This is a genomic window from Rhodococcus sp. NPDC077669 (assembly GCF_040686915.1).
Lineage (GTDB): Bacteria > Actinomycetota > Actinomycetes > Mycobacteriales > Mycobacteriaceae > Rhodococcoides > Rhodococcoides fascians.
The window spans coordinates 448,701-474,202 of the sequence record NZ_JBFBMD010000001.1 but is presented as its reverse complement, the minus strand read 5'-3'; the positions used below and the strand labels follow the sequence as shown (position 1 = coordinate 474,202).

22 protein-coding genes and 1 pseudogene are annotated in these 25,502 nt (G+C 64.2%); 10 read left to right on the top strand and 13 right to left on the bottom strand.

Translation table 11 applies throughout. From position 1 onward, the window contains the following. Positions 1-82: 82 nt before the first annotated feature. Positions 83-679 (top strand): TetR/AcrR family transcriptional regulator, encoded by a 597-nt coding sequence (locus AB0P23_RS02240; protein WP_255175952.1) that lies wholly within the window; start codon positions 83-85, stop codon positions 677-679. Positions 680-757: 78 nt separating this feature from the next. Beyond that, positions 758-2,380 (top strand): MFS transporter, encoded by a 1,623-nt coding sequence (locus AB0P23_RS02235; protein WP_363796711.1) that lies wholly within the window; start codon positions 758-760, stop codon positions 2,378-2,380. On the opposite strand, the pseudogene AB0P23_RS02230 reads toward AB0P23_RS02235, so the two are convergent. From AB0P23_RS02230 to AB0P23_RS02220, 3 genes and pseudogenes are all read right to left on the bottom strand, one after another. Continuing rightward, positions 2,373-3,269, bottom strand: a pseudogene (locus tag AB0P23_RS02230) (SDR family oxidoreductase). The gene AB0P23_RS02235 and the pseudogene AB0P23_RS02230 sit on opposite strands and share 8 nt — an antisense overlap. A 144-nt stretch (positions 3,270-3,413) precedes the next feature. Further along, positions 3,414-3,767, bottom strand: coding sequence for an STAS domain-containing protein (locus AB0P23_RS02225; protein WP_363796709.1), 354 nt, complete (start codon positions 3,765-3,767; stop codon positions 3,414-3,416). Positions 3,768-3,952: 185 nt separating this feature from the next. Next, the gene (locus tag AB0P23_RS02220) at positions 3,953-4,882 is read right to left on the bottom strand and encodes an aldo/keto reductase (protein WP_363796707.1); all 930 of its coding nucleotides are present in this window, start codon (positions 4,880-4,882) and stop codon (positions 3,953-3,955) included. Positions 4,883-5,035: 153 nt separating this feature from the next. On the opposite strand from AB0P23_RS02220, the gene AB0P23_RS02215 reads away from it, so the two are divergent. Genes AB0P23_RS02215 through AB0P23_RS02185 form a run of 7 tightly spaced genes read left to right on the top strand, consistent with a single transcriptional unit; the run spans position 5,036 to position 12,292 of the window. After that, complete coding sequence (locus AB0P23_RS02215; RefSeq protein WP_206498231.1) at positions 5,036-6,052, top strand: LacI family DNA-binding transcriptional regulator; 1,017 nt, start codon at positions 5,036-5,038, stop codon at positions 6,050-6,052. Continuing rightward, the gene (locus AB0P23_RS02210; protein ID WP_206498230.1) at positions 6,049-7,056 is read left to right on the top strand and encodes a 2-hydroxyacid dehydrogenase; all 1,008 of its coding nucleotides are present in this window, start codon (positions 6,049-6,051) and stop codon (positions 7,054-7,056) included. Before AB0P23_RS02215 ends, AB0P23_RS02210 begins: the two co-directional genes overlap by 4 nt. Further along, on the top strand, positions 7,053-8,270 hold the full coding sequence (gene manD / locus AB0P23_RS02205) for a D-mannonate dehydratase ManD (RefSeq protein WP_283541605.1): 1,218 nt from the start codon (positions 7,053-7,055) through the stop codon (positions 8,268-8,270). The genes AB0P23_RS02210 and manD overlap by 4 nt, the downstream gene beginning before the upstream one ends. Before the next feature lie 4 nt (positions 8,271-8,274). After that, entirely contained in the window at positions 8,275-9,792 is a 1,518-nt protein-coding gene (locus AB0P23_RS02200) for a mannitol dehydrogenase family protein (protein WP_363796705.1), read from the top strand. A 52-nt stretch (positions 9,793-9,844) separates the two neighbouring features. Continuing rightward, the gene (locus tag AB0P23_RS02195; RefSeq protein WP_363796704.1) at positions 9,845-10,303 is read left to right on the top strand and encodes a hypothetical protein; all 459 of its coding nucleotides are present in this window, start codon (positions 9,845-9,847) and stop codon (positions 10,301-10,303) included. Next, a complete protein-coding gene (locus AB0P23_RS02190; protein WP_363796702.1) occupies positions 10,210-11,208 on the top strand; it encodes an MFS transporter in 999 nt (332 codons plus the stop codon). Before AB0P23_RS02195 ends, AB0P23_RS02190 begins: the two co-directional genes overlap by 94 nt. A gap of 31 nt (positions 11,209-11,239) precedes the next feature. Beyond that, complete coding sequence (locus tag AB0P23_RS02185; RefSeq protein ID WP_363796700.1) at positions 11,240-12,292, top strand: zinc-binding dehydrogenase; 1,053 nt, start codon at positions 11,240-11,242, stop codon at positions 12,290-12,292. Between the two features lie 7 nt (positions 12,293-12,299). Here the strand turns inward: AB0P23_RS02185 and AB0P23_RS02180 are convergent, their stop codons facing one another. From AB0P23_RS02180 to AB0P23_RS02135, 10 genes are all read right to left on the bottom strand, one after another. Further along, positions 12,300-12,884 (bottom strand): hypothetical protein, encoded by a 585-nt coding sequence (locus AB0P23_RS02180; RefSeq protein WP_032390917.1) that lies wholly within the window; start codon positions 12,882-12,884, stop codon positions 12,300-12,302. Positions 12,885-12,978: 94 nt separating this feature from the next. Next, on the bottom strand, positions 12,979-14,064 hold the full coding sequence (locus AB0P23_RS02175; RefSeq protein ID WP_032368234.1) for a glycosyltransferase family 4 protein: 1,086 nt from the start codon (positions 14,062-14,064) through the stop codon (positions 12,979-12,981). A gap of 39 nt (positions 14,065-14,103) precedes the next feature. Further along, positions 14,104-15,369, bottom strand: coding sequence for a hypothetical protein (locus AB0P23_RS02170; RefSeq protein ID WP_363796698.1), 1,266 nt, complete (start codon positions 15,367-15,369; stop codon positions 14,104-14,106). Further along, on the bottom strand, positions 15,356-16,465 hold the full coding sequence (locus AB0P23_RS02165) for a glycosyltransferase (protein ID WP_032374485.1): 1,110 nt from the start codon (positions 16,463-16,465) through the stop codon (positions 15,356-15,358). Before AB0P23_RS02165 ends, AB0P23_RS02170 begins: the two co-directional genes overlap by 14 nt. Beyond that, a complete protein-coding gene (locus AB0P23_RS02160) occupies positions 16,455-17,720 on the bottom strand; it encodes a hypothetical protein (RefSeq protein ID WP_230593380.1) in 1,266 nt (421 codons plus the stop codon). Before AB0P23_RS02160 ends, AB0P23_RS02165 begins: the two co-directional genes overlap by 11 nt. Positions 17,721-17,963: 243 nt before the next feature. Continuing rightward, a complete protein-coding gene (locus tag AB0P23_RS02155) occupies positions 17,964-19,490 on the bottom strand; it encodes a flippase (RefSeq protein WP_363796695.1) in 1,527 nt (508 codons plus the stop codon). Beyond that, positions 19,490-20,542, bottom strand: coding sequence for a glycosyltransferase family 1 protein (locus tag AB0P23_RS02150; protein WP_363796693.1), 1,053 nt, complete (start codon positions 20,540-20,542; stop codon positions 19,490-19,492). The genes AB0P23_RS02155 and AB0P23_RS02150 overlap by 1 nt, the downstream gene beginning before the upstream one ends. Then, a complete protein-coding gene (locus AB0P23_RS02145) occupies positions 20,452-21,825 on the bottom strand; it encodes an O-antigen ligase family protein (protein WP_094717969.1) in 1,374 nt (457 codons plus the stop codon). Before AB0P23_RS02145 ends, AB0P23_RS02150 begins: the two co-directional genes overlap by 91 nt. A 40-nt stretch (positions 21,826-21,865) precedes the next feature. Beyond that, a complete protein-coding gene (locus tag AB0P23_RS02140) occupies positions 21,866-23,344 on the bottom strand; it encodes a sugar transferase (protein ID WP_230590990.1) in 1,479 nt (492 codons plus the stop codon). 154 nt (positions 23,345-23,498) lie between these two features. Then, complete coding sequence (locus tag AB0P23_RS02135) at positions 23,499-24,206, bottom strand: GAF domain-containing protein (protein ID WP_032389277.1); 708 nt, start codon at positions 24,204-24,206, stop codon at positions 23,499-23,501. Positions 24,207-24,355: 149 nt separating this feature from the next. Here AB0P23_RS02135 and AB0P23_RS02130 point away from each other — a divergent pair, with 149 nt between their 5' ends. Next, positions 24,356-25,465 carry an endo-1,4-beta-xylanase gene (locus AB0P23_RS02130; protein WP_032389276.1) on the top strand — a complete coding sequence of 370 codons (1,110 nt, stop codon included), beginning with the start codon at positions 24,356-24,358 and terminating at the stop codon, positions 25,463-25,465. The last annotated feature ends 37 nt before the right edge of the window (positions 25,466-25,502 follow it).

Sequence of the window (25,502 nt, the reverse complement as noted above, 5' to 3'; positions counted from 1 at the left end):
GGATATGATTGCCGTCATAGTCACACGCGACTGTAGATGTAACTCGGTGTCACGCCAATGATCGTGTTCGGAAAGGTGATGGATGGCGAATCGAAGCAGTGCTCGTGAGGACATGCTGCGCAGTGCCGCGCAGTTGTTTCGGCAGCGCGGAGTCGAAGCGACTTCGTTGGCCGACGTCATCGAGCACGCAGGTGCGCCGAGAGGCTCGATCTATCACCACTTTCCACGGGGCAAGCCTCAACTGGTCGAGGAGGCCACGCGAACGGCCGGCGCGGTGATGGGGGCCATGATCTCCGAGGGGTTGGCCCAGGCCGGGCCGGCGGCGACGGTGCGCGCGATCATCGAGGGCTTTCGCAGTGAACTGTCGAGCACCGATTTCGTGTCCGGTTGCCCCATTGCTCCTGCCGCACTCGAGGGGGCGAATGCCCCCGGTGCCGTCACCGCGGCTGGTGAGTCGTTCTCGTCGTGGGAAGACACGATCGCCGCATCGCTCTGGCAGCACGGGTTGACGAGAGAGCGGGCGCAGGCGCTCGCGACGTTCTCCATATCGGCGATCGAGGGTGCGCTGATCGTGGCGAAAGCGCAGCGATCGACCACCGCGCTGGATCGGACCGAGGGAGAGTTGTTGGCTCTGCTCGACGCGGTCCTGGACGCAGCGGGTGGGCAGAGTTCCCGATAGCACCTATTGCTATAACGCAGAGTTACAGCTACTTTCCCTTCAGGAACTATGTCGACCGTCATAGCCGGAGGGGATCTCATGCCGTCACTCACCACTTCTCGACACCGCGTAGAGGGTACGAAGCTTCGCGGCCGATATCTGGCTCTACTCGTGATCTGCGCTGCGGAGCTGCTCGTCGTATTGGACAACACCGTCGTCAACGTCGCCCTGCCGTCGATGGGGCTACAGCTACGCGCCGACATCAGCGGCTTGCAGTGGGTGGTCGACGCCTACACGCTGACGTTCGCGGGATTGCTGCTTGCTTTCGGCCACCTCGGAGACCGATACGGGCGCAAGAAGGTGATGATCATCGGCCTGGCGGGCATTGCGCTGATGTCGGTGGGCGGCGCGGTCGCCGCCGACCTCGGGCAGGTCGTTGCCGCCCGCGCCGCGATGGGAGTCTGTGCGGCGGCGGTCTTTCCGGCCACGTTGGCTCTCATCATCAATATCTTCACCGACGCCAAAGAGCGAGCGCTGGCCATCGCAGCGTGGACGGCGATGGCAGGTTTCGCCATCGCCATCGGTCCGACAGCGGGCGGCTTTCTGCTCGAGCACTTCTCGTGGCATTCGGTGTTCTGGATCAATGTTCCGGTTGCCCTGCTCGTTCTGTTGGCCGCACTGGCCTGCGTTCCGGAGTCGAGAGCCGAACATGTGGGCAAGTACGACCCTGTCGGAATCGTGCTGTCGTTGACGGGCATCACGGTCGTGGTGTGGGCGATCATCGAAGCGCCGCACAACGGTTGGTTGTCACCGGCGAGCATCGGAGGCTACATCGCCGGATGCGTCGCGCTTGCTGCGTTCGTGTGGTGGGAGTTGCGAACACCGTCTCCGGTACTGGACCTGAATCTGTTCCGAATCAGACGATTCTCGCTGCCCGCCTTGGCCATTGCTGTGGGGTACTTCAGTATGTTCGGCTTCCTGTTCATGATCACCCAGTATTTTCAGGGTGTCATGGAACTGACGCCGTTGCAGTTCGGCGTTCATTCACTGCCGTTCGCAGTATCCATCGCGGTCGGAGCACCAATGGCCACACTGATCGGGCAGCGAATAGGAACGACAGCCGTCATCGTCTTCGGACTCGTCGTGATGAGCATCGGCATGTTCATTGCGGGCCAGGTCGAGGTCGAAACGCCGTACCTGGGACCGGTCGTCGTCTCGATGATCTTGATGGGCCTCGGGTTGGCGATCGTGCAAGGCCCGGCCACCGAATCCATCATGTCGTCGGTGACGCTCGACGAAGCAGGTGCGGGCTCGGCGGTGAACGACACCACCCGTGAGGTGGGTGGAACACTCGGCGTCGCGGTGCTGGGCTCGATCGTCGCGTCGATCTACACCACGAAAGTGGGCCCCCGAATCGACGCCATTCCCGATGCAATCATGGAGCCCTACCAGAAGGCCTTTGCCCGGGAGACCGTCGTCAGCGTCATCGAAATCGTCAAAGCGCCGACCAACCCGATCTTCGCGACGCAGAAGGCGGAGCTCGTGTATGCGATGAAAGCCGCGTCTCTGGAGGGATTTCAGCTCGCGTCGTTCGTCACCGTCGGGGCCGCCATGGCATGCGCGATCGCTGTGGCGCTCTTCCTGCCATGGCGGCGACCCGAAGGAGACGGGGTGCTGTTGGCGTGGCGGGCACCGAAGTCCGAAGACCCCGAGATCAGTTGAACGGGGTGCCCCCGGTGACCGCAATGGTCTCGCCTGTGATGTAGCTGGACTCGTTCGAGGCCAGGAAAACGTAGGCCGGAGCCAATTCCGCGGGCTGGCCCGGGCGGCCCAACGGAACCGTCTCGCCGAACTCGCCGTACTTCTCGGCAGGCATGGTCGCAGGAATCAGGGGAGTCCAAATAGGTCCGGGCGCAACGGCATTGACTCGAATGCCCTGGCCGGCGAGGTCGCCGGCCAGGCCCTTGGTGAATGCGACGATGCCTGCCTTGGTGGTGGCGTAGTCCAGCAACTCCGGTGACGGATTCGATGCCTGAATCGAGGTGGTGTTGATGATGGTGGAGCCCGCACCCATGACGGCGGCGGCGTGCTTCGAAATCCAGAACAAGGCATACAAGTTGGTCTTGAGCACACGGTCGAACTGGTCGGTGGTGATATCGGCGATGCCGCCCATCTGGGCCATCTATAACGCGGCGTTGTTGACGACGATGTCGAGGCCTCCGAGAACCTCCACGGCAGTGTCGACCAACTTGGTGCACTGCGTTTCGTCGGTGAGGTCGCAGGCGATCGCTCGGCCCGACCGTCCAGCGGCTTCGATCAGGTCGACGGTCGCTTGGGCATCGGGGCCCTCGGATTCGAGATGAGCAATGACGACATCGGCACCTTCTCGCGCGAATGCCAGCGCCACCGCTCGTCCGATCCCGGAATCACCACCGGTGATCAACGCTTTTCGGCCGTGCAACCGATCCGAACCCCGGTACGACTTCTCGCCGTGATCCGGTGCGGTGACCATGTCGCGAGTCAATCCCGGATGCTCGAGCTCGGGCTGGTCGTCCCGATCGGGCATGGAGAAAGCAGTGGTGGGGTCGCTCTTGGTGAACTGGTCGGACATTGTCGATCCTTGCCTCGTGTGAAGAGGACCCGTTGCGGCAAAACCAAAGCCGCCCCAGTTCTCGAGACGATTCACGGTCGTTACCGACTGGAGTCGCTGTCCACACGAGGTTTGCCGGTTGTACCGGCACGCAAACCTTGCGAATCAGCGCGCGGAGGGATCTTCCCCAATGGAGCTCGCACCCACCGCATCGAGCACCCGGCGCGCCGGCCGGGTAGGAGCGAAGACCTCGACGCGTCCGTCGGAACGTTCGACAGCATCGACGATCACGCTCGCGGCACCCGAGTACATGAAGTCCACCGCCGACAAGTCCAGCAGCACAACTGCATTGCCTCGTAGGGCACCGTCGAGGGCGTTCACCAAATCTGCTCGTGCACTCATGTCCAGCTCGCCGACGGCGCGAACAACGGTCAGATCGGGGGAGTAGGACTCGATACCGATCGAGTGGCGTCGAGCGGGGGCGGTGGAGCGAACATCGGTGAAATCGGAAACAGTCACGGTGCGAACCTCTCAGTTCGGGTGGCCTATCGAACCGGCGTGCTCGGTGTGGAACCCGAGGGCTGCAGGTTCCGGTGCACGCTGTCCCGTAATCCTGACAGCGCAACATCACCGAACCGAGCCTGCAACATCACGGATTCGTCGCTACTTGGTAACGGCAAGGTAACGCAGTTCGATGCCCGGCATCAGGGCAATGTGTGACCCGCTGCGCGGAACAGGCCGTACCATTCCGCCCTGGTCAGGCGGATGTCCGACCCCGTAGCGGCCTCTACTATCCGATCCGGCGTGGTGGTCCCCAGGACCACCTGAATGTCGGCCGGGTGGCGTGTTATCCACGCGACCGCTATCGCGGACGGTGTCGTGTCGTATCGGCCGGCAATGTCGTCGAGCGCATCGTTGAGGGCAGGGTGATTCTCGCGATCTCCGACGAACACACCCGACGAGGTCCCGCTCTGCAGTGGCGACCACGCTTGCACGGTGATGCCGCGTGCCCTCGCGTAGTCGAGCAACCCGTTGTCACGATTCACCGACTGGTCCAGCGCGCCGATGTTGGCGGTCAGGCCCGCAGCGATCAGCGGCGAATGGACGACGCTCAACTGCACTTGATCGAACAGAAGTGGTTGTGTGACTGCCGTTTCGAGCAATTCGATCTGACCGGGAGTGTGATTCGAGACGCCGAAACCGAGCACCTTGCCCGACGTGTGCAGTGTGTCGAATGCCGCCGCGACCTCGTCGGGCTCGACCAGGCTGTCCGGTCGATGCAGCAGCAGGGTGTCGAGATGATCGACGCCGAGAGCCGAGAGCGAACCCTCGACGGTCGACACGATGTGGTCTTCCGAGAAGTCGAAATAGCCGTCGCGAATGCCGACCTTGCTCTGAATGCTGACGCGCTCACGCTGCGACGGAGTGAGTGTCACCGCTTGTCCGAAGCGCTCCTCGCACCCGTGGGGTCTGCCGCCGTAGATGTCGGCGTGATCGAAGACGGTCACTCCCACGTCCAGGGCGGTGTCGACCAACCTGCGAATCCTGTCGTCGTCCAGGTCGAGGATGCGCATGAACCCGAGGACGATGCTCGACACGGTTGTGCCGGTCTGGGGGTGCGTAAAGGTGCGCAAGGTGAGTCTCCCTCTGTGCGGACGTGGTCGAAGTCGAGTGTGTCAAACCGCGGACCCAGTACGCCCGGGCCTCTGTTGCGCAAGGCGTTGACAATATTGCGCAACTTCTGCCATCGTTGTGCTCGGCATCACAAAGATCCCAGGAGGTGAACCGTGGCACCCACGCTCACGCAGGTCGCACAACGAGCAGGTGTGTCGCTGTCGACGGCATCGCGCGCCTTCAGCAACCCGGATCGAATCGGGGCGGACACGTTGGCTCGGATCATCGCCGTCGCCGACCAGATCGGCTATGTCGCGGCCTCGGGGCGCTCCTCCGACACCCGCGTCTCGGCGACGACGGTCGCAGTCGTGGTACCCGACATCGGCCACACCGTCTTCGCCAGCTTCGTCAAGTCCGCGCAAGCGCAGGGCTGGCATCGCAGACAGACCATCGTCCTCACCGACACCGACGGAAGCGCAGACCGTGAGCGTGAAGTGATCGGTGACCTGCAGGGCCGAGTCGACGCTCTGATCGTCTGTGCTCCACGACTACCGGCCGAGGACATCGTGCAGCTGGCGGGCGACACACCGCTGGTGCTGGTCAACCGATCCTCCAGCGAATGCGATTGTGTCGTGGCCGATTCCGAGGACGGTATCCGGCAGGCCGTCGATTACCTGGCAGCTCTCGGTCACACGCATCTCGCGTACGTCCAGGGATCACCGCAATCGTGGTCCAACGAGCGACGCGTCGACGCCGTCGAACAGTTCTGCGCAGCACGAGGAATCGTGCTCGATGTACTGGGGTGGCAGCAGGAGACCTTGGCCGGCGGCCATGCTGCGGCTGCCAGCGTCGTCGCCACGGGTGCGACCGCCGTCATGACCCACAACGACCCCATGGCCATCGGCGTCATGAACGGGGTCCGGTCGATGGGCCTGGCAGTACCGGAACACCTCAGCGTCATCGGCATCGACGATTCGCCCCTGGCCGAACTCGCGCATCCCGCTCTGACGAGTATCAACGTTCCGATGGGCCGTGCAGGTCTGGTGTCCTCCGATCTGGTGTTCCAGCGGGCAGCCGAACCGGAGTCGTCGCCCAGAACCATCCACCTCCCTACCCAACTCGTGGTCCGCGGCTCATCGGGGCCCGCTCGGATTCGCACTCTCGCACCAGGAAAGGACGACTCGAAATGAAGGTCGTCATCGCAGATTCCAACCTCCTACCGCATCGTGGCCGCTTCGAGAGCCGAGTCGCCTCCGATATCGAGCTGTCGTGGCACGAGAAGTTCGACGTCGATGCACTCGTCGCGGACATCGCCGATGCGACCGTGTATGTCGGCGGAAAGTTCCCGGCCGTTCTGGCGGAGGCGGCACCCGATCTGCAGCTGGTGCACGTTGCGGGGGCAGGCACGGACGGCGTTTCCTTCGACGACCTGAGCGCTCGGACATTGGTGGCCAACACTTTTCACCACGAACGCTCGATCGCCGAATACGTCGTAGCCACCGCCGTCGTGCTCCGGCGCGGGTTTCTCGGCCAGGACCGCCTCATGCGGGAGGATCGGTGGGCGTCACCGGTGTACGACCGCACGCTTCGGCAGTCGACTTCGCTGGGTTCGGCAACGGTGGGATTCGTGGGCTTCGGTCATATCGGTGCGCAGTCGTGGCAGTTGCTGCGGGCCTTCGGTTGCCGGGGCATCGCGGTCACAGGAAGCGGATCGGTGAACGCTGCCGAGAACGGATTGGCCTGGGCCGCATCGACCGATCGTCTGTCCGACCTGATGACCGAAGCAGATGTCGTCGTGGTGTCCGCACCACTGAACGAGCGCACCACCGGCATGATCGGCGACACCGAACTCGCAGCTCTCGGACCGGACGGCGTGCTGATCAACGTCGGGCGCGGCCCCCTCGTGCAGCAGGATGCACTGTTCGACGCGCTGTCCGCCGGATCGCTCGGCAGCGCCGCCATCGACGTCTGGTACGACTACCCGTCGGCCGACGGCATCGGTGCTCCTTCGCGGCATCCGTTCCACACACTGCCCAACATCCTGATGACACCTCATTCGTCCGGCATCACACGCGAAACCTTCGAGGGCCGGGTCGACGACATCACCGCCAACATCGGTCGACTCGCCGCGCGCGAACCGCTGACCGATGTCGTTGCCGGGGAGAACTTCACGGAGAAGGCAGAGCACTCGTGACCGACACGATCGTCGCTGCGGACGTCATCGTCTGCAGCCCCACGCGCAACTACGTCACGCTGAAAGTGACCACCGCAGACGGAGTCGTCGGCTACGGCGACGCGACCTTGAACGGCAGGGAACTCGCGGTGGCGTCGTACCTGCGAGATCATGTCGCGCCGCTTCTCATCGGCCGGGATCCCGCACGCATCGAGGACACCTGGCAGTACCTCTATCGCGGTGTCTACTGGCGCCGTGGGCCGGTGACGATGGCCGCGATCGGCGCCGTCGACCTCGCCTTGTGGGACATCAAGGGCAAATCCCTCGGGCAACCCGTCTACCAGCTGCTCGGCGGAGCCGTCCGCGACCGCATTATCTCGTACACCCACGCCACCGGCTGGGACACGTCGGAATTGATCGATTCCGTCGATCGACGTCGAGCGCAGGGTTTTCGCGCCGTGCGGGCCCAATCAGGTGTTCCCGGCCTGGAGTCCGTGTACGGAGTGCACCGAGGCGCGCAGGGATACGAACCCGCAGGCCGTGGTGCCGTTCCCGTCGAAGAGGTCTGGGATACCGATGCGTATCTCAATCACGTTCCCGGGGTGCTCGCAGCGGTGCGTGACCACGTGGGATCCGAGCTCAAGCTGTTGCACGACGCGCACCACCGGCTGACACCGCAACAGGCTGCGCGACTGGGCAAGTCGCTCGAGGACGTCGATCTGTTCTGGCTCGAGGACGTCACCACCGCCGAGGATCAGAGCGCCCTGCGGCTGGTGCGTCACCACACCACGACCCCGCTCGCGATCGGTGAAGTGTTCAACACCATCTGGGACTGCCAGCAGTTGATCTCCGAGAAGCTGATCGATTTCATTCGGGTGGCCATCGCGCATGCCGGCGGTATCAGTCATGTCCGAAAGATCTTCTCGCTGGCCGAGGTACACCAGGTTCGTTGCGGACCGCACGGGCCCTCCGACGTCTCGCCGATCACCCTCGCCGCGAGCGTGCACCTCGGAATGGCCACTCCGAACTTCGGCATTCAGGAATTCATGGGCTACGACCCACTGGTCGACGAGGTGTTCCCACACGCATGGTCGTTCGCCGACGGCTACCTGACCCCCGGTGACGCCCCCGGCCTCGGCGTCGACATGGACGAGTCGTTGGCGGCGCGGTACCCGTACGAGCCCGCGTATCTCCCCGTCGCTCGCCGCCTCGACGGCTCGATGACGGACTGGTGACGAGATGAGCGAATCCAGACTGTCTCGTTCGGCACTCGCTTGCTCGGGGGCCGTCCCAGCACGACCGGACGGCACCGGAATCGTCCATCTGGGGCTGGGCAACTTCCATCGCGCGCATCAGGCCGTGTACACCGCTGCGGCACTGGCACAGGACGGCGGCTCGTGGGGAATTCTGGGTGTAGCGAACAGATCTCGGACGATTGTCGATGCCATGCTCGCTCAGGAACTGCTCTACGGCGTCGTCGAGATATCGCCGTCGGGTTCAAGGGTGAGCGTGCCCGGAGCGCACACGGGAGCCATGGTCGCCGCCGACGACCCCGCCGCCGTCGTACGGGCCATTGCGGACGAGGACGTCCGAATCGTGACGATCACCGTCACCGAGTTGGGCTACACGCTGTCGTCCCGGACGGGCTCCCTCGACCTCGAATCGACTGCAGTGCAACAGGACCTGCAGCGGCCGGAAACGCCGACGACCACGGTGGGGCAGCTCGCGAGGGCTCTGGCGATGCGGGCACGAACGCACGGGGCTCCCATCACCGTGGCCAGCTGTGACAACCTGTTGGGGAACGGTGATCGCACCGCTGTACTCGTGCGTCAGTTCTTGGACCGTTGCGGTGCGGACGACGTGCTCGAGTGGCTGGCGGCGGCGGTGACGTTCCCCAACTCCATGGTCGATCGCATCGTTCCGTCCAGCAGTGCGTTGTACGACGCCGAGTCCACCGCCGAGCTGGGCGCTGTGGACACCATTGCCGTGCCGGCGGAGCCGTTCACGATGTGGGTGATGGAGGACGAGTTCGCCGCAGGACGTCCCCGCTGGGAAGCCGGTGGTGCCGTGTTCACCGAGGATGTCGAACCGTACGAACTGATGAAGGTTCGACTGCTCAACGGAACCCACTCTCTCATTGCCTATCTCGGCGCACTCGACGGTCGCGCGACAATTCCGGACTCGACCGGTCGCCCGTTCGTGGAGGCCGCAGCTCGAGCGGTGTTGGTCGACGAATACCTCCCGACCGTGCCCGTTCCGGACTGGGTGGATATCGACGACTACATCGCCCAGCTGTTCGTGCGGTGGTCCAACTCCGCTCCGGGGCACAAGACCGCGCAGGTCGGTTCGGACGGCTCGGCGAAGCTCGCGCAGAGGATCCCGGACCCAGCGCTCCACCACCTACGGAACATTGTTGTACCGCAACACCTTTCCTTGACCATCGCCGCCTATCTCTGCTGCGTGTGCCCGCCCGACGGTTTCGACCCGGGCCCGCACGCGCATGCGATGGCCGACCCTGCACGTGCGCGTTTGGCAGGACTTGCCGCTTCGGCAGCGTCCAGTGAGGATTTCGTCCGCTCGGTTCTCGAACGCGGCGACATACTCCCCATCGAGTTGGCGCAGTTTCCCGAATTCATCACACGCACAGCGGAATTCATGGATACTGTTGTCCGTCACGGTCCGATGGCTGCAGCCGTCGAAGCGGCGAGTTCTTCGCTCCGCCCCGTCGTCACGGCATCTCCGACCGCACTCGACTGACCCATTCTCCTTCCTTCGTTCGGCCGAAGCCGAAACTCACCCGAGGACAACCATGGACACGACCACAGAACCGGCAGATTCTCCCAGAATCGCTCCGGCCCAACATGATCCGTCCGCCGTACGACGCGCAGCGTGGGCCGGTCTCATCGGAACCACACTCGAACAGTACGACTTCGTCATCTACGGCACAGCGTCCGCGCTGATCTTCAACAAGTTGTTCTTTCCCAACATCTCCCCGGCGGCCGGCATCATTGCCAGCTTCAGCGCGTACGCCGTCGGCTTCCTCGCCCGGCCACTGGGTGGACTGTTCTTCTCACGCTACGGTGACCGGCTCGGGCGCAAGTGGGTTCTGGTCGCCACGCTGATGCTGATGGGCGGCGCTACCATGGCGATCGGTCTGCTGCCGACGTTCGAGCAGTGGGACTACTGGCCCCGGTCTTGCTGGTCCTGTGTCGATTCTTTCAGGGCTTCGGCGCTGGTGCCGAACAATCAGGTGGCGCAACGCTTCTGACGGAAGCGGCCGCGATCGGAAAGCGTGGCAGATTGGCCGCTCTTGTGATGACCGGCGCGGCGCTCGGCACCGCTCTCGGAGCCATCGCCTGGATCCTCGCCCAGTTGCTCCCCGACGATCAGCTCATGTCCTGGGGCTGGCGGATGGTGTTTCTCAGCAGCATCCTGGTCACCGTGGCCGCGTTCATCATCAGGCGCAAGCTCAACGAGTCACCGGTGTTCCAGGAACTGAAGGCAGCACAGGAGCGACCCAAGGCACCGGTGAAGGAAGTGTTCACCAACGGCAAGCGACCGCTGTTCATCGTCATGTTCATGACCGTCGGCATCAGCGCTCAGTCCTACACGTACCAGGTGTTCATGGCCTCCTACATGAAGAACGACATCGGCGTCGATCCCACGTTCATACCCAAGGTTCTGCTCATCGGCGCAATCTGCGGCGGTATCGCGGCCTGGGGCTTCGGATGGCTGTCGGACAAGGTGGGTCGTAAGCCCGTGTACATCGGTATCGTCAGCCTGCTCGTCGTTCTTCCGGTTCCCACGTTCATGGCTCTCAGTACCGGTTCGCACGTACTGATCACCCTGGTGATGATCATCGGATTCATCCTGGCGTGCCAGGGGGCCGTCGGTGTCACGATGAGTTATTTCCCGGAGATCTTCGGGGCTCGATACCGGTACGCCGGAGTCACTCTCGGCCGCGAGTTCGCGTCCGTCTTCGGCGGCGGAATCGCTCCTCTGCTGTGCGCGGCACTGATCACCGCGTTCTCCGGATCCTGGGTCCCGGTCGCGGTCTACATGATGATCATGGCGGTCTCGGTGCTCGTCGCCGCATCCTTCGCACCGGAAACTCGGGATCGCGATCTGACCGATCCGGCCAACGCAACCGATCCGGTGCTCGACCGGGTCTGACCTGCCCACCTCGAACGGAACGGACGACACGATGACCACCGAACCGAATCCTGTGCCCGACAGAACGGTCGCCCTGATCGCGTACGGCACCGATGACATCCGCGTCGAAACAGTGGCGGTGGCCGACCCCTCGCCGGACGAGGCCATCGTCGCAATTGCCTACGGCGGAATCTGCGGCTCCGATCTGCACTACTGGAAGCACGGGGCGGCAGGGCAATCGGTACTGAAGGCGCCGATGCGATTGGGGCACGAGGCGTCGGGCACCGTGGTTCGGCGCGCAGGAGACGGCACTGGCCCCGGTGAAGGCACCCCGGTCACCGTCCATCCGGCGACACCCGCCGCCACCGGCGCGAAGTACCCGGTCGATCGTCCGAACCTGTCTCCCGGATGCCGCTACATGGGAAGCGCCGCGCAGGTACCGCACGACGACGGTCTGTTCATCGGTCACGTCGCCGTCCCGACACGAATGCTCAGAGTGTTGCCCGACGGTCTGGATCTGAGAATTGCTGCGTTGGCCGAGCCGGCGAGCATCGCATGGCATGCCGTCGAGCGTGCTGGGGCGGTGTCCGGCAAGACGGTTCTCGTCGTCGGGACCGGTCCGATCGGTGCCCTCATCGTGGCGGTCGCTCGCCGAGCCGGTGCAGCTCGGATCGTCGCGGTCGACCTCGAAGACTTTGCGCTCGATGTGACGCGTCGACTCGGAGCGCATCGAACAGTCGACGCCCGAGACGGGGCGGAAGTCGCGGCGGTCGAGGCCGATGTGACGTTCGAGTGCTCGGGCAACCATCATGCTCTGGCGTCTGCAATCGACGGCACGGCTCGCGGTGGTCGTGTCGTCATGGTGGGGTTGCCTGCGGCCGGGCCTCAGCCGGTGCCGCTGTCATTGGCCATCACCCGGGAGATCGACCTGATCGGGTCGTTCCGGTTCAACACCGAGATGGACGATGTGATCCGAGCTCTGGCCGACGGTTCACTCGATGTGGCACCCGTCATCACCGCGGAGTATCCCGTGGCAGACGCCCTCGACGCGTTCGCGCTCGCCGCCGATGCATCCCGATCGAGCAAAGTCCTGTTGACGTTCTGACGGGCTACTACTCGAATTCGGTTCGTATCGACTGTGTCGTGAGCTGCAGCATCAGCACGAAGCCGGTCAGCGTCACCACGATCGGGGCCCACAGCACCACCGCCACGAAGGTGTCCACATCCCGTTCCAGCACTATGTACACCGCGACGATCGACGTTCCCAACAGGCACAGGGCGATGTGAGCAGCGAGTCGCCATTTGTCGAAGAAGAAACCGGCCAACATTCCCATCGGGATGAGGAAGGTGCATTTGCCGAGGGTGACTTCCGGCGCGAAATTCGCGGTGATGGTGGCTCCGAAGATCGACAGATCGGCGATGACGACGAAGGCGAAGGCTTGCCCGAGCGTCGGCCACGGTCCGAACCACCAGAACGCGCCCATGATGTATGCGGCGATCATGCACGTCCATTGCACGATCGAGGGGATGGGGGTGGTCGCGCCGTACCCGAACGCCAGCTCGAGGGTGACCACGACGGCCATGGCCAGGGCGGCGGCGGACACGATCCGCTTGACGAGCGTCGTGACAGCGAGCGACGTCATCACGCCCATGCCCCATTGGTAATGCTCGTTGGACCTCGTCAGTGCGCGAGTCACAGTGCCCCCTCGTTCCAATCGGGAGTCGATTGAAACACAGTCGCACCGCTCGACGTTCGGCTTTCACCGTGTTCTGGCCGACGGTGCGGCACGATCAGCTGGTCAATTGGTGTAACAGCTCCGGCAGTGTCTCGCTGATGTCGTGCCGGCTGGCCACCCGATAGCGGGCGGCCTCACCGAGCAGCCGCCGTCGATCGGCGTCGTCGACCACCGCCGAGACGGCGGCAGCGAGAGCATCGGAGTTGCCGGGCTCGACCAGAATTCCAGCACCGTCGGCGAGGAATTCGTGCGTGCCACCGTGATCGGTTCCGATCACCGGCAATCCGTGCGACATCGCTTCCAAGACCGACAACGGACCTGCCTCGGGAGAAGTACTGGCCGACACGACGACATCCCACCTGCGAAGAGCGGACTCGGCATCGGTGTGCCCGAGGAACTCGACACGTCCGGCAAGATCCGGTTCCGCGGCGCGCGCGCGGAGTTCGTCGACGTACTCGCGATCACCGGGGAAGCTTCCCCCGGCCAATTCGACTCGGACGTCAGGGAGCATGGCGACGGCGTCGAGCAGCACGCGGTGCCCCTTCCACGGCGTCAACAACGCCAGCATCCCGACGACCGGCGGAGAGTGCAGCGCACCGCCGAACCGCGGAACCGGCCACGGCACGCCGTTGTGTGACACCACCACGGGGAGGCCGGCCTTTCGGAGCGGTTCTGCGGTGGCCTCGGACACCGATACCGCAACGCGAACGGCCGGCCGGGCGAACCGGACCACCACACGCTGCTTGAGAGAGGTCATCGTGTCGTGGACGAGCCACGACGCCCCGCGAGCGGGCCGCGCAAACCGCGCCACCGGAAGCGCGAACAGCGAGTTGACGACCGTGGCGGTGCCCGGTGCGCGGGCGATCGTGCGCACGGCGCGCGCCGCCCCGACCCATCGTGCGACCATCCTGATCGCCGCGATACCGCGCGCGGCACCTCGTTGCCCACCCAGTCCGAGCTCGTCGATGCGGACGTGCCGCGTCGTGTCGGGTAGACGGTCTGCCAATGGGCCTGCGGGGCAGGCGATCACGGTGGCATGGCCGCGGCGCGTGGCCTCGTCGATCAAATCCAGCAGCACCTTCTCGGCACCGGACACCTGGCCGGTGTGCGCGAGGAAGAGAACTGTCGATTCGTCGGTCATGTATCGGCCCGTCTGTGCGGCGAAGGTGGTTCTGGCGGATCAGTACGCATCGCGGAGCAGTGCCACTGGGTCTTCACACATTCTGCGTAGCGCTGCATCCATGACGGCCACATCGACCATCTTGCTGCAGAACGAGGCCGTATAGGTTCGGCCACCGGCGATTTCGGCGATGAGCATCGTGCAGCCGTCCGGACCGTCCGGTTCGAGCGACGCGGCCATCTGCGGGGGCCTGCCGTCGTCGGCCCAGTCGAGGTGGTCGAACACCCGCACTTTCCCGAGGTCGCTCACGGCCAACCGCAAGGTCTCGGGTACCTCGACGACCGATTTCTTGTCCTGCGACGGTGCAGACGGCCGAATGCGTGACGCCACATCGCGGAGATGCGACATGCCCAGTACCGCGATGGGCCAGCCGGATTCGATCACCTCGCGCATCGATGCGGTGATTCGGACGGGCGTCGTGTCGGCAGGAAGATGCAGGGGGATACCGACGGCAAAATTCCCGTGCGCGCCCTGCTGGGCCGGATCGAGATAGCGGCGGCTGTTGAACAACACCATGATGTGATCGTCGACGTCGACGGATTCTGCTCGTAGCGCCGCGCTCCACAGGGCAATCGAGATCGACGCAGCGGTCGCTCCGGGCAGGTTCTCCGCAGTCCAGTTCTTCAGCTCGTCCACGTGGGCTTTGCTCATGTACCCGGCCCGGCTGACCTTTCCGGCTTCCCAGTTCTCGATCCGACGACGGGGACCGGACCCGCCGTTCGCTGCGCGCCGGTGTCGAGCACGCAGTGACCAGAAGTCCGCCAGCGTCTTCGGATGTCGAGAGTAGTGACGCCACAGAGCTTTCCATGTCGTGCTCGGTGGCAAGCCTACGGCGAGCCCGGGAACCAGTGATCCGTCGGCATCGTCGCAGAATGCCGCCAGCATCAGGACGCCGATCTGGCCGTCCCCGATTCCGTGCGAATAGTCGAGGGCGAGGTGGTCGTCGAACACGATTACCTCGAGTGGACCACGAGCACCCTGTCGCGACCGAATGTCGGTGAGCATCTGCCCCAGGTCTTCGGTGCCGCTACTGCTCGAGGTGACGTTGTCGCCGGCGATGTTGCTGCGGTATCGCCACCGTCGCGCATCGGAGCGTGGTTCCAGCGCGATGTGCGGCTCTGCGTCGACGTGTTCGGCGGCGGTGAGCGTTCGACGCGTCCGCTCGATGTCGAGACCGCGGACGGGCCCGACCGCGGTGACTATCCGGGTGTCGGCGAAGACGCGATCCAGTGCAGTCGAGCGATAACTACGCTCAGCGGACGGCATCGACGACCTCCTGCATTCGACTGCGGAAGTTGGCCCGTGAGAAGCCTTCCGCCCATCTACGAATGGCGGCGCGATCGTAGTCGGCCGGGTCGAACGAGCGCATGGCCTCGGCGAACCCGGCGATGACGGCCTCGTCGGAGCCCGGCTGTACATGCAAGCCGGTCTCACCGGGAATCACCGAGTCCACGGCACCGCCGTCTCCCAGTGCGATGACCGGTGTTCCGGTGGCCATGGACTCGACCGGGACTATCCCGAAATCCTCCACTCCGGGCATCAGCAGGGCGCGCGTCGTGCGGTGCAGTTCGAGAAGCTTCTCGTGCGAAACCCGTCCCAGGAAGGTCGTTTTGGGTCCGGCCAGTTCCCGGCAGGCGTTCATTGCACGGCCGTCTCCCGCCACGACGAGGGGAACGTCGGCCTCGGCGGCCGCGCGCACCGCGATGTCAGGACGCTTGTAGGGGACCAGGCGGCCGGCAAGCAGGAAGAAGTCCTCACGCTCGATCGACGGATCCGGCGTGAAACCCTCGGTGTCGACCGGAGGGTGAACCACCACGGCGTCGTCTCGGCCCCACCAGTCATCGATGCGGCGAGCGACCGCCGTCGAATTGGCCACCACGGTCGTCAGTTTCGGTGCGGCGGCGATCTCGCATCGACGGGCAACGGCCGACAGCGCCGTCAGTATCGCAGCTCCGGCTCTGCCGCCGCCTTCACCTGCGCGAAGTTCGGGATCCCAGGCCCATCGTGCGGGACTGTGCACGTAGGCGATCACGGGGGAGTCGGTGGCGAACACGGCCTGAGTCGCGAAGGCATGATGGCTCACCACGACGGCGTCGTAACCGCGCAGCGGCATCCGACGAAAGGCCAACGGCATCATCGGAAGAACGGGTGCGTACGACCGTTGGCCCAATGCGTTGTACACCCGATTGAGGGCGGACGTGTGCGGCGCGCGGCTGATTCCGGACGGAACCCCGGACGGGCGGGAGATCGGTGCGAACACTTCGGCAGCGGGCCAGTGCAAGGCCAGCTGTTCGATGACGTGCTCGGATCCTGCGATCTCCGTGAATCTTTCGTGTACGACGGCAATTCTGTCAGCTGGCATGGCGTTGGCCTTCCGGCGCGATCGTCTGCGCGGTCTGTTCTGCTCGTCGGGTCGAGTTCTTGTTCTGCAATACCAGGTGTACGGGAATGTCGAAGTCGTCGAGCCGTCGCAGCGCCGCAGTTGCTGCCTTCTTGTCCCGTCCACGCTTCGACACCAGCACAACGACGGTCTCGACGTCACCGACTTCGGTGTACTGCCACCACTGCTCCGACAGGCCGAATTCGGCGGTGGCTCGATGGTGGCCGGTGGTCGGTCCGTCGCCGTGCGTCGACTCGAAGACTGCACCGTCGCCGACCAGGACGAGAATCACGCTGTCGCCCTTCGGGGCTGCGTGTCGCGCACTTCTCGATGCCGGTCGGTCGCCACGCTCGAGGGCAGCGATCCGGGAAGCCACGACGGGCGGTACCGTGTCGCCGGTCGCCGGGTCGAAGTGTGCACCGTATTTCCGGGACACCCGACGAGCCCAGGAGCGAGAGGGCTTGCGGCCGAGCCGTCCTCGAAGCAACACGATCAGTTCGGCCGCGACGATGAGTGCAGCCAGAGCTGCGACGAGTGCCTCCGAGACCGGTTTCGGTGAGACCGGAGTTGTGCTCTGCTCTGGTTTCGACAACACGACCAGTCGATCTCCGCTGGCAGCTGCTTCGAGTTCGCTCTGCTGGGTGCGTAGTTGGGCCAGTTCGGACAGTGCCGCAGGTCGACTCGGATCGTCGGCAGGCAGGGCGTCCACCCGAGCCTGTTGCGCGTCGACGGTGGACTGTCCCTCGGCCGTTCGTTCCTGCGAGTCGCGGATCGCGTTGGCGGAGGACGTACTTGCCATCGTCGACACCATCGCCTCGGCCAGTTCCGCGGCGAGTTCGGGAGATCGGGTCGTCACGGTCACTGTCAGCAGCGCGGGTGAGGTGCCGGGAGACAGTTCGACGCTCGAGGCCAGTTGCGACGCGTCCATATCGGCGTCGACCTGTTCCAGGACCTGATCGAGAACGCCGCGATCGGTGGCCAATTCGATGAACGGTGCGCGCATCTGCTCGATGAACGCGTCACCGGGAACGAGCGTTTGGGCAGGTTCGATCTCCGCGACGATCGACGCGGCGTACTGCTTGTCGGTGAGTTCGCTCCTGAGGTAGAACATGCCTGCACCGACCAACACGGCAATGATCACGGCGGGCAGCAATGCCCGGCCGAGTTCGCGCATGTGTCCTGCGAGGTCGATCGGTGGGGGCACGTCGCCCCGGTGTACGGCATCGTGGACGGACATCAACCGCGTACCCTTCCGTCTTCGATGCGAGCGGATGGACCGCTTCGGTGGTTCGTGGAGCCGACAGGCTCGATGATAGCTGGGTGTGGATACAGTCCGCGTAGCCGTGCCGACTGCGAATGAAACTGCATCTCAACGACATTGGAATAGCAGGGGCGGTGGTCGGAAAAGATCGTGAAACCGAACTTCGGCTCCGAAGGCTGCCGCCGGAATCGGGCGATTCGTCTGTTGTGTGTCCGCTTCTCACTGCACGTGCGCACGGTGTCGTCCTTTCTCGGCTGATCCCGGCATCGGTGACTCGACGACTCCGATGGCAACGAACGCGGCGAGCGAGGTCGCGACCAGTAATGCCGCCCCGACGGATATGAGCAGCCACAGGCCGGGGTAGTGCTGTACCAGGAGCCAGCCGCCGACTGTGACGGCCGCGGTGATCACGACGACGACCGAAAGGGACTGCACCGGAAGTAGTCCGGGGATGGGCATGCTTCGCGCTATCACGATCCACAGCAGGACGAGGGTGGTTCCGATCGTCGCGACCGTGGAGATGGCAGCTCCGTCGTACGACATCCGTGGGATCAGCACGACGTTCAATCCGATGTTCAGGGCCAGGCCGACCAACGCAACCACGGGGTAGTGACGCTGCATCCCGGCCGAGGCCAGCAGAAAGATGCCCAGCATCACCAACGACATCAGTGCCGCGCCGATGACGAGCAGCCGGGCCGCGTGCGCTCCGTCCACGAATCTGTCGCCGTACAGGAGGCCGATCAACGGCTCGGCCGACGGTACGAATGCCGCCACGGCCATTGCACCGAAGACTGCGAACAGCAGTGCGGCCGAACGGGTGCGCGCTCGAAATGCAGTGGTGTCGTGAGGCCACGATGCCACGAGCAGGGTGCTGATCGGTGCCACTGCCGCCAACACGAAGGTGTCGATCATGTCGGAGAATTTGTAGCCGATCGAGTACAGACCGACGGCCTCGAACGTGTCGAGGAGGCTGAGCATCAGCATGTCGATCTTGAGCATGGCAATGGTGAGGGCGAAGCCGATGGCGAGGGGCACGGCCTCCCTCAGGTACGGACCCCAGCGGCGCACCTCGATGTGCCTCGACGGTCGCAACCCCATGGAACGGTTGCCGATGCCGAACCCCTTGGTGATCAGTTTGAACACTTCGTTGACCACAGCCGGCAGCACGAAGATCAGCAGGGTGGGAGCGAGCACGGCCGCCAACACGGTCAAAGCCAACTGGATTGCCTGACCGGCACTTTCGGCCACCGCCACCAGGATCAGCCGGTGACGACTCTGGAAGAGGACGCTCAAGGCGTGGCCCGGTGTGGCGAACACGACCACCAGTCCACCCAGCACCGTCGCGAGGACCACCTCGCTCGGATACTGCAGCAGGAGAACGTATGCCACGGCCAGTACGTAACCCACCAGTCCGAGGGCAGTACGCAGGGCCAGAAACGACGACGCGGTTCGACCGATTTCCTCGGGATCGTCGTCCATCAATTTCGCCAGCACGACGCGTCCGACTCCCAGGTCGGTGACGACGGACATCAGGCCCAGCAGTGCGAAGACGAAACTGAACTGACCCCAGTCGTCCGCTCCGAGGGACCTCGCGACGACGACACTGCCGACCCAGCCCAGCGCCGCGATGATCACTCTGCTGATCAGAACGGCAATCGTCGCCTTGGCTGCGGCCTTCGGATCCGCTGCGATCGCGCGGTAGTCCGGGGGCTGCTCTGTGCCGTCGAGCGCGAGCTCGTCCGACATCAAACCACGCCCGCGGCTCGATACGCGTCGGCAGTGAGCTCAGCCGTTCGACGCCAACTGATCTCGCGAGAGGCGTCGGCTGCCGCGCCGACGAGGGCTGCGCGTGCATCCGCGTCGAAAGCGATGGGTTTCATCGCGTGCACCCAGTCGTCCACGTTCTCCGATGCGACGAGCACGGCACCGTCGCCGACGACGTCGGGGAGGGCACCGACTGCACTGGCGACGACCGCGCCACCCGAGGCCATGGCCTCGATGGGTGGGAGCCCGTAGCCCTCGTAGCGAGAGGCGTACGCGGTGACGGTCGCAGCTGCATAGAGGGCAGGCAGGTCCTCGACATCGACGTACCCGAGCCCGCGGGAATTGCGGGGAGCGTGGGGACCGGTCGAGCCGGCTCCGGCCAGCAGGCACGGGATACCCAGATTCTCCGCTGCGTCGGCCACCAGCTGAACGTTCTTGCGAGGCTCCACCGTTCCGACCTGCATGACGAAACGGTCCGGTAGGTCGTACTTGGACCGAATTGCGTCCACTCGGCTGTCGGTGGGGACTTCTGCCCACGCTGCGGGTGCCAGGCCGACGACGGTGGCGTCGCGGCCGCTGACGGCCTTGATCCGGTCGGCAGTGAACTGCGAGACAGCGATGAGCAGATCGGCACGGCGCAGAGCTCGCCGCACCAGTCTCTGTTCACCGAGCGCGCGAAATTTACTGGAGGCCGACGGCATGTCGATGACCGAAAGATCGTGCACCGTGGCGACTGTGAAGGCCTTCGTGAGAAACGGAAGGTCGACGTCCAGGCCGTGTACGACATCGCACCGGCCGACGGGGAGTGCGCCGAGCACCGCCCGAGCCGCACCACTGGTGACAGGCCGTTCCATCGCCCGAACCGAGGGCGGCAGCTCACCGACGGCGTCGCGCTGCACCACCGCGGTGAGATCCGCGTCGGGCAGACGATCCGGTAGCTCGTTCAGGAGCTCGCGAATGTAGGTCTGTACTCCACTTCCGCCCGGCCTGAGGGCGAGCGCCCCGAAGACGATTCGTGTTGCGCTGCTGCGCATCCCACCACTCCTAACAAGAGCCAGAAATAGACATCGATCGGAAAGATCTCGAAATACGTGGAGACCAGACTGGCGAACATGGCGGCGACGATCGAAGCGCCGACACCGAGAGCGAGCGCCCCGTCGTCGCCCCGTAGTGCCCGGGACAGGCGTGTGCACCACAGCAACGACGTCACCAACAGTGCCACCACCGCCCAGAGGCCGATCGGCCCCAGTTCGAGCAGGGCCTTCACGTAGTAATTGTCGGGTTGGTAATTGGTCGAGAGTCCAGATTGAGTGAACGCTCGGCCCTCGGCGGTGGAAATGCGGTCTGCGGCAGACCCACTCGATCCCAGACCCGTGCCGAAGGGATGAATCAGGATGCTGGCGATGATATTGGCCCAACCGTCACCGCGTTGACCCAGACTGCTGGACGAGAAGAAGACCGACGTGATCTTGGGTACGAAGGGGACCGTGACGGCGACGGCCAGTGCCGCCAGAGCAAACGGCGCGGCGAGGTATCGAAAACGCACGGCGATCAAGTAGATGACCCCGACCGCGAGCCCGAGAATCGCGCCACGCACGATCGAACTGGACATCGCGACCACCATCATCGGAGACGCGCACAGAAACAACAAGTTTCGGCGACGGCGCGGATCGGCCAGTGCGACCGCACCGCCGACGAGCAACGCCAACATCACGTACAGCCCGAACGGGAACGGCAGATTGAACGTGCTGAACGTGCGCAGCAGACCGCCCGATGTTCGGACCTGCGTGCCGTATTCGTAACCCAGCGAGACCAGTGCGGCGGGCCCGGCCACCAGTTGAGCGATGCCGACGGCAGACGTGAACACACCCATGCCCATCAGAACCGAGACGAGGTGGTCACGGTCCCTGGCGTCGAACGGCGCGAGCCACATGACGACTACCAGCAGAACGTAGAAGAAGGTGACCTTGATGCCGAACAGACCGACTATTCCGAACGTGGCGAATGCAGACACGCTGCCGAACACGACGAAGACCGCGGCCGCCGGCCACCACGGCACGAACACCCGCGCAGGCGAGCCGGGGACATGTCGTGGTCGGCGTAACCACGCACACAGAACCGTGAAGACGACAAGGCCTTCCTTCCAGCCCGACACAATCCCGGGAAGGGGAACGAGAACCAGAAGTCCGTGCAGTGGAACCAATCCCGCCAACAGCAACACTCCACGTTGCGGGCGGCGGTAGATGGCCGATGCCACCGCGCAGCCGAGCACGAGGACCACCGCTGCGCCGAAAGCAAGCGCAACGTACGTGATCACGGGGTGACCCGAACGTGGCGGTGTTCGGCGTAGACCACGATCAGTCCTCGGCGCGTTTCAGAACGGCCAGCACGGTGAGGAACAGGATCTTGACATCGAGCCAGATGGACCAGTTCTCGATGTAGTAGTTGTCCCACTCCGCGCGGTCGGCAATGGAGGTCTGGCCCCGAAGACCGTGCACCTGCGCCCATCCCGTCACGCCGGCCTTGACCCGGTGCCGTTCGCCGTACCGACGGATCTGCATCTCGAACAGGTCCACGTATTCGGGCCGCTCCGGCCTGGGGCCGACCAAGCTCATGTCACCACGAAGGACGTTGAGCAGCTGGGGCAGCTCGTCCAACGAGGTCTGTCGCATGATCTTTCCGATACGCGTTCTCCGGTCGACACCCTCGACGCCACCGGGTGCGTCCCCGGCCTTCCGCTCGAACGCCGCGTCGGATGCCCGCGGGGGGCGCATGGACCGAAACTTCAGGCAGTCGAACGGCAACCCATCACGGCCGATTCGCTCCTGCGCGAAGAAGATCGGGCCGGGGGAGCTCAGGCGCACGAGCAGCATCAGGGTCAGGAAGACGGGGGAGAGCAGCAGGAGTCCGAATGCCGTCAGGACTCGATCCAGTACACCCTTCAGGGCGAACTGCCACCCCTTGGGATTGACGTGCGGCAGCACCATCAGCGGCAAGCCGCCGATGTGTTCGACACGAGTGTTGACGCCGACGGCGTCGTACAGCCTGGGCACCACCCACACCCGCATTCCGAGTCGGTGCGCAGTCCTGATCGCGCCGACCAATACTCGGTCTTCTGTCGGAGCGAACGCAACTATCAGCTCTTCCGCACCGGTCCTGCGCGCAATTGCCTCGAAATCACTCGGGAGTCCGAGGTGCGGCAGATCGGGGAGCTCGCCCCCCGGCGAGACGTCGGCGATCGGGGCTTCGCCGACGTAGCCCACCGGAGCGAGACCGTACTCGGGGAATTGTCGTGTGCGAGAGACGAGTTGGTGTGCAATCGGATCGTTGCCGAGCACGATGGTGGGGGCCGCGGAGCCGAACTTGGTGCGCAGCATGCGCTGGACGACGATGCGAATGAGACGGGCGATCGCGATCGTGAATGCGCTGAGTAGCCACAGTCGCAACACGACCGCGCTGGGCCGGTAGTCGGTGTCGGACAGGAACATCACCACCGTCAACGCGAGCACAGCGAACGCAACAGCCGTTTCGGCCGGACCGATCTCGTCGAGGAAGTTACGACGAAGGCTGCGCCTGTACATCGACTTGCCGGCCATGATTCCGATGAGCAGCGGCAGGAAGAGCCATGGCAGCCAGCCGGTCTCGACGAGACTGCCCGAGTACCACAGCAGCGCTCCGGCCACCGCGACCGCGGCACCGAGCACGTCGACCGCGACGTTGATCGCGGTGTTCAACGGATCGGCCCGTAGTCGGTCCGCGAGTGTGCGACGGGCTACGACGACGTCGGGCTCGGCAGCCCGCGGGCGAGTATGCGGTGATTCCAGTGTTTCGGGCACGGCTTCTTCCGGTGGTTAGTTTCGAATGAGGTCGGTCCTGAATATCCCAATTAATGTATACCGCCAGGAAAGAGGACACCCGGTCGACTTCATGAAAAAAACTCGAAGTCGGTTGTAGGTCGAAAATGCTAATGCCCGTCGGGGAAATCGTCCTTTATTCGAAAACTCGCTCGCGAATAATCCAGGCCAAATCCTGCAGAATCTGGATGTGACCGGTCGTCCACTGCCGCGGCTGTCGATCCCACACACAGAGGGTGCCCACGGAATGGCCGTCGTCGTCGACGAGCGGAACTCCGAGATAGGACACGAGCAGATTGCCCTGGACCGACGGATGGTCCTTGAGGACGTCGTTGAGTCGCGCATCCTCCACCACCAGTGGTTGGCCGAGGTCGATCGCGTAGCGGCAGATGGATCCGTCGAGAGGAACCTCTTGCGCGCCACCGAGTTCCGACGGAAGTCCGAGTGCACTCTTGAAGTACTGACGTCGGTCGTCGAGCAGAGAGAATGCGGCCGACGGGGCGCTCAAGGCATCGGCGACCATCGCGACGATCCGGTCGTAGCCGGCGTCGGAACCGGTGTCCATCAAACCTGTTCGAGCCACTGCGGCCAGCCTGTCGGGATCGTCGATCGGGGTACCGAACGCCCGGGTCACCTCGGCGGGGCCGACGCCCTTCTCCGCGCCGGCCTGGAGAGCCCGGAGCAAAGCACCGACCTCGGAATCCTGATCGTCGGACAGTTCACGAACGAGTCGATCGACCACGGCCCGCCGAATGAATTCATCGGTCCCGAGGCCGGATTTCTCCGCCTGCCGGGCGAGTAACTCGTTGAGACGCTCGTCGAAACCGGGAAATCCTGTTGTCATTGGGCATATGGTAGTACAGGCAATGTCGTCCTACCGATGACTGCGGGGTCGAATTCTGCGTCAATCCGAATCGTTGCCGTAATTGCCACAAAGCGTATGACAATCCGTTTCGGCGAAGATAGCCTACCGGTGTTGCTATCATCCCGCAGATGAAAGCAAATGCTCCTCTGCGGGTGATGGCCGTTCTTGCGGCTCTGGTGTTGCCGTTCGCTGCGACGCCGGCAGTGGGTGCAGCTCCCGTCGTGCGGGCTCAGGCCGGTCCGGTGAACTGTGGCGGGCAGTCCGACGCCATCCGGATCGGAGTCTCGCCGGGCGCGTCGGTAGGTAGCCTCTCCCCAGCAGATCTGGATCGCGAACTGACGCTTGCCAAAGCCGCGGGAGCCTTCGCGGTTCGTCTCGACATCGATTGGTCCGCAATCGAATCGACACGGGGCGCTTTCGATTGGAGTCGAACGGACCGAGTGATCGATGCCGTCGTGGCCCACGGGATGTGCCCGCACGGGATCATCGCCTACACCCCCAGATGGGCGCGAGTAGCTGCCGCGGTCAACGATTCTCACTCCCGTCCTGCAAACCCGTCCACTTACGCGGCTTTCGCCAAGACGGTGGTTCAGCGGTACCAGAACCGCATCAAGATCTGGGAAGTATGGAACGAGCCGAACATCGTGACGTTCTTCAAGCCCGTTCCCGACGTCACGGCGTACTCGGCGCTGCTTCGAGCGGCCTACACGGCGATCAAACAGGTGCAGCCCGGTTCGACCGTGCTCGTCGGTGGGATGGCACCGTCCGAGGACACGAACGGCAACATCGCGGGTACGTCGTTCCTGTCGAAGATGTACGCGCAAGGATCCAACAAGTACTTCGACGCCTTCAACGTGCATCCCTACACGTGGCCGTTCCTACCCAACGACCCCAGCACAGCGTCATGGAACACCGCCATGAAGATGTGGTCGATGCGAGACACCATGGTTGCCGGCGGTGACAGTGGCAAACAGATCTGGATCACCGAATTCGGCGCACCGACCGGGACCAACCCCAACAGCGTCAGCGAGCAGGTGCAATCGGACAGCATCGGGATCGTCCTCGACGCCGTCCTCGGCAACGATTGGCTCGGGCCGGCTTACGTCTACAGTCTCCGAGACGCCGGGTCCGACACCGCCGACACCGAACAGAACTTCGGCTTGGTTCGCAGAGACTGGACCCCCAAGATCGCCTACGGTCGCGTCGATGCCTACGCCGCGGAGCATTCGGCACCGTAGATCGACCGATTCCGCTGCCGGTGTTCGTGGGCTATGG